This is a genomic window from Acidovorax sp. GW460-11-11-14-LB4 (assembly GCF_059423685.1).
Genome location: NZ_JBWKYJ010000132.1, coordinates 1 through 4,353, shown reverse-complemented (window position 1 = coordinate 4,353; position 4,353 = coordinate 1). Strand labels below are relative to the sequence as shown.

The following is a 4,353-nucleotide window of genomic DNA, read 5'->3' as shown; positions in this document are numbered from 1 at the left end:
CTACAGCAGCTCCCGCCCCGCCCGCAGCCGCACGCCTGCGGCGGTGGATGCCACCGAAGCCGTGGCCTCCACGGCGCCGCCCGCAGATGATTCGCCAGCGATGAACGCCGCCACCGCAGCCGCCACGCCCCCGAATTCCCGGGCATTCAAACGCCAGCTGGTTGCCCTGTGGACCATCGTGGTGCTGTTGGCCGCCTTGCTGGTAGCCAGCGCCTGGCACAACACCCGCAGCCCCGCCCGCAAGATCACCCAGGACGACATCGACGCCGCGGTGCTGCGCACGCTGGAGACCACCACCCCGCCCTCCGCCGCAGCGCGTGCCGTGGAGAGCATCGGCCCCTCGGTGGTGCGCGTGGTGGGCTACGGGCGCAGCAAGAACGGCAAGGAAGAGGTCGAGCGCGGCATCGGCACGGGCGTGGTCATCGTGGACAAAGGCGTCATCCTGACCAACCTGCATGTGGTGGCAGGCTCAGACCGCATCGGCATCACCTTCCACGACGGACTGGAAACCACGGCCAGCATCACCGGCGTGCAACCCGAAAACGACCTGGCCGTGCTGCAGGCCCACAAGCTGCCCGACGACCTGGAGGCCGCCACCCTGCGGTCCACCCAGAACCTGCGCCCGGGCGACCATGTGGTGGCCGTCGGCTTTCCTTTTGGCATCGGCCCGTCGGCCTCGGCGGGCGTGGTGTCGGGCCTGCAGCGCGAATTCACGTCGCCCGAGGGCAAGCGCCAGCTCAGCAATCTGATCCAGTTTGACGCGGCCGCCAACCCGGGCAACTCTGGCGGCCCGCTGGTGACGATGGACGGCGAGGTGGTGGGCATCGTCACCGCCATCCTCAACCCCACGCAGGCGCGCACCTTCATCGGCATCGGCTTTGCAGTGCCCATCGAAAACGCGGCGTCCGCCGTGGGCATGCCCCCGTTCTGACCGCACACCGCCCCACCATCACCACCTTCCTAACCGCCATCGCAAGGAGCCCCATGTCATCCAGCACGTCGCCCAATGCATCGAACGCCACCACCGCCACGCTGATGGAACAGGTGCTCTACGAGGTCAAACGCGTGGTGGTCGGGCAAGACCGCTTTCTGGAGCGCGTCATGGTCGCCATGCTGGCCCAGGGCCACCTGCTGGTCGAAGGCGTGCCCGGCCTGGCCAAGACGCTGACGGTGAAAACACTCGCCAGCACCATCCAGGGCAGCTTCAAGCGCATCCAGTTCACGCCCGACCTGGTGCCCGCCGACCTGGTGGGCACGCGCATGTACAACCAAAAAACCGGCGAGTTCAGCACCACGCTGGGCCCGGTCTTTACCCACCTGCTGCTGGCCGACGAAATCAACCGCGCGCCCGCCAAGGTGCAGAGCGCGCTGCTGGAGGTGATGCAGGAGCGCCAGGTGACCATTGCGGGCGAAACCCACAAGGTGCCCGAGCCCTTCCTGGTGATGGCCACCCAGAACCCCATCGAGACCGAAGGCACCTACGCGCTGCCCGAGGCGCAGGTGGACCGCTTCATGATGAAGGTGCTGCTGGGCTACCCCACCGAGGAAGAAGAATTCGTGATCGCCCAGCGCGCGCTCGATGTGCCCGTGCAGGTGCTACCCGTGGCCACCACGGCGCAGCTGGCGGCATTGCAGGCCGAATGCCGCACGGTGTATGTAGATCCGTCGATGCTGCAGTACGCCGTGAAGCTGGTGGCGGCCACGCGCGAGCCTGCGCGCCATGGCCTGAAAGACTTGGCCGGCTACATCAGCTGCGGCGCCAGCCCGCGCGCCACCATTGCCCTGGCCGAGGGCGCGCAGGCCCTGGCCATGCTGCGCGGGCGCAACTATGTGCTGCCGGAAGACATGGTGGACCTGGCCGCCGACGTGCTGCGCCACCGCGTGGCGCTGTCGTACGAGGCGCTGTCTGAAGGGCTGGATGCCGACGCGCTCATCCAGCGCATCATGGCCAAGATCCCGGCACCGGCGCGCCCCTTGCACCACGAACAAAAGGCCGCTTGAGTCCACCCGCCATGACCAGCAAGCCGCCCGCCACATCCGTCCCATCCGCCACGGTCCACACCCTGCCCACGCTGCCCGGGCAGGCCGACCGGCTGCTGCGCGAGCTGGAGTGGAAGGTGATCCGCCGCCTGGACGGCCTGCTGCAGGGCGACTACCGCACGCTGATGCGCGGCAGCGGCCTGGACCTGACCGACCTGCGCGAATACCAGCCGCACGACGACGTACGCCACATCGACTGGAACGTGACCGCGCGGCTGAACACCCCCCATGTGCGCGTGTTCACCGAAGACCGCGAAATGTCGGCCTGGTTCCTGCTGGACCTGAGCCCGTCCATCAGCTTCGGCCCCACAGGCCACGCCAAGCGCGACATCCTGACCGGCTTTGTGGCCGTGCTTTCGCGCCTGCTTACCCGCCACGGCAACCGTGTGGGCGCCGTGCTCTACGGCGGTGCCAGTCCGAAGGCCGAACGCGCAGTGGATGCCGTACTGCCCCCGCGCAGCAGCCGCGCCCATGTGCTGCACCTGGTGCACAAACTGCTGCCGTCCAAAACCCCGGTGCCACCGCACAAGACGGGTGGCGGCGCCACCGAACTGCACCGGCTGCTGCAGACCGGCCTGGCCACGCTCAAGCGCCGGTCGACCGTGTTTGTGGTGTCCGACTTCATCAGCGCACCCGGCTGGGAAAAGCCCCTGGCCCAGCTGGCCCAGAGGCATGACGTGGTGGCCGTGCGCCTGCTCGACCCGCTGGAGCTGGAGCTGCCCGACGTGGGCCTGGTCACGCTGCGCGATGCCGAAAGCGGCGAGCGACTGCAGGTGGACACGCACGACGCGGGCTTTCGCCGCCGCTTTGCCCAGCTGGCCGCCGACCGCGAGGCCGCGCTGCGTGAAGGCCTGACGCGCGCAGGTGCCGACACGCTGGAGCTGTGCACCGACGACGACCTGGTCGACGCCCTGCTGCGCTTCATGGACCTGCGCCAGCGCCGGGTGCGGGCGCACAGCACCCCCCTCGTCCCCGCATCGGCATCTGCAGGCCCTGCCGCAACGGCTGCCGCCGCCTGACCGATCGATTGATCACCCGCCGCACACGCCACCAAGGACACACACCATGGTTTTTCTCTGGCCCACCCTGCTCTGGCTGCTGCTGGCTGTGCCCCTCTTGGTACTGCTGTACTGGTGGCTGCTGCACCGGCGCAAGAAGACAGCGCTGACCTACTCCAGCCTGTCCCTGGTGCGCGAGGCCATGGGCCCCGGCCAGCATCTGCGCCGCCACATCCCGCCCGCGCTGTTTCTGCTGGCCCTGGTGGCACTGCTGCTGGCCGCCGCGCGCCCGCTGGCCGTCATCACCCTGCCCTCGCAAGACCAGACCATCATGCTGGCCATGGACGTGTCGGGCAGCATGCGCGCCGCCGATGTGGAGCCCGACCGCATCACCGCCGCCCAGAACGCCGCCAAGGCCTTCATTGCCGACCTGCCGCGCCATGTGCGTGTGGGCATCGTGGCCTTTGCGGGCAGCGCCCAGCTGGCCCAGCTGCCCACCCAGAGCCGTGAAGACCTGGTCAAAGCCATCGACAGCTTCCAGCTGCAGCGCGGCACGGCCACGGGCAACGGCATCATGCTGTCGCTGGCCACGATCTTCCCCGACGCGGGCATCGACATCGCCGCGCTGGGCGGCCGCCAGGCCATGCGCCCCAGGCCCATTGAAGAGCTGGGCAAGCAGCAGGACCCCGCCAAGACCTTCACGCCAGTGGCACCGGGCTCTTACAACTCGGCCGCCATCATCATGCTGACCGACGGCCAGCGCACCACAGGCGTGGACCCGCTGGAAGCCGCCAAATGGGCGGCCGACCGAGGGGTGCGTGTGTACACGGTGGGGGTGGGCACGGTGCAGGGCGAGACCATTGGCTTTGAGGGCTGGTCGATGCGCGTGCGACTGGATGAAGAAACGTTGAAGGCGGTGGCCGCGCGGACCAATGCCGAGTACTTTCATGCAGCGACAGCAGCAGACCTAAAGAAGGTGTACGAGACGCTGAGCTCGCGGCTGACGGTGGAGAAGAAGGAGACGGAGATTTCTTCTTTGCTGGCGTTGCTGGGGGCGGTGCTGGCGTTGGTGGCGGCGGGGTTGTCGGTGTGGTGGTATGGGCGGGTGATGTGATCTTTTTTTGGTGATTTTGGCTGGATGCGCTAGTGGGATATGCGCTGGTAGCTATGCTTTTTGAAGCATTCTCCGTCCGTGCAAAGGGCTACGTGCCTGGTTGACGGCATGCCTAGGTTGAGGGCGGAGGCCGGGAGTCGCCCGGCGTGCGAGTAACTTTCTTTCGCGTCGCCGAAAGAAAGTCACCAAAGAAAGGGCGAC

4 protein-coding genes are annotated in these 4,353 nt (G+C 67.8%); all 4 read left to right on the top strand.

Going from position 1 to position 4,353, the window contains the following annotated elements:
- On the top strand, nucleotides 1-931 hold a 931-nt coding region (locus tag AC07X4_RS23765), incomplete at its 5' end, for a S1C family serine protease (RefSeq protein ID WP_494741519.1).
- A 53-nt stretch (nucleotides 932-984) separates the two neighbouring features.
- On the top strand, nucleotides 985-2,001 hold the full coding sequence (locus tag AC07X4_RS23760; RefSeq protein ID WP_494741518.1) for an AAA family ATPase: 1,017 nt from the start codon (nucleotides 985-987) through the stop codon (nucleotides 1,999-2,001).
- Between the two features lie 11 nt (nucleotides 2,002-2,012).
- Nucleotides 2,013-3,059, top strand: coding sequence for a DUF58 domain-containing protein (locus AC07X4_RS23755; protein ID WP_494741517.1), 1,047 nt, complete (start codon nucleotides 2,013-2,015; stop codon nucleotides 3,057-3,059).
- Nucleotides 3,060-3,105: 46 nt separating this feature from the next.
- Nucleotides 3,106-4,152, top strand: a complete 1,047-nt coding sequence (locus tag AC07X4_RS23750) for a VWA domain-containing protein (protein WP_060984567.1) — start codon at nucleotides 3,106-3,108, stop codon at nucleotides 4,150-4,152.
- Nucleotides 4,153-4,353 lie beyond the last annotated feature (201 nt).

Bases quoted from the DNA above. Each gene is read 5' to 3' on its own strand.
- AC07X4_RS23760 (WP_494741518.1), top strand. From the start codon at position 985: ATGTCATCCAGCACGTCGCCCAATGCATCGAACGCCACCACCGCCACG.
- AC07X4_RS23755 (WP_494741517.1), top strand. From the start codon at position 2,013: ATGACCAGCAAGCCGCCCGCCACATCCGTCCCATCCGCCACGGTCCAC.
- AC07X4_RS23750 (WP_060984567.1), top strand. From the start codon at position 3,106: ATGGTTTTTCTCTGGCCCACCCTGCTCTGGCTGCTGCTGGCTGTGCCC.